Raw genomic sequence first — 393 nt, 5'->3', positions numbered from 1 at the left:
GGCGCGGGGGTTGAGTTCGGCGTAGCTGAGGACGGTGTCGTCGCAGACGAGGGCGGTGGCGTCGGGGGTGCGCGCGACCTGCGCCTCGAACAGCTCGGGGAGGACGGCTGCCGGGACGGGGGCGGCGGTGTCGTTCCAGTCGACCAGTACCGCGTCCCGCTCGGCCGGAGAGAGCACCTCGATCCGGGCGAGGTCCTGGTCGGGGTTCTCGGCGATGGCGTCGAGGAGTCGGGTGAATCGTTGGGCGAGCTGTTCGGCGGTGGTGCGGTCGAAGAGGTCGTGGGTGTATTCGAGGGTGCCGGTGAGTCCGGCGGGGGTGCCGTCGGGGTGGTGGTTCTCGGAGATCCGCAGGGAGAGGTCGAACTTGGCGGTGGTGGTGGTGAGGGGGTGGAG

General features: G+C 70.7%; 1 protein-coding gene. It reads right to left on the bottom strand.

The features are described from left to right. A partial coding sequence (locus tag ADK60_RS25230; protein WP_159400578.1) for a condensation domain-containing protein occupies positions 1-393 on the bottom strand: 393 nt, incomplete at both ends.

The organism is Streptomyces sp. XY431 (genome assembly GCF_001279805.1).
GTDB lineage: Bacteria > Actinomycetota > Actinomycetes > Streptomycetales > Streptomycetaceae > Kitasatospora > Kitasatospora purpeofusca.
This window is presented reverse-complemented; position numbering and strand designations above follow the sequence as displayed.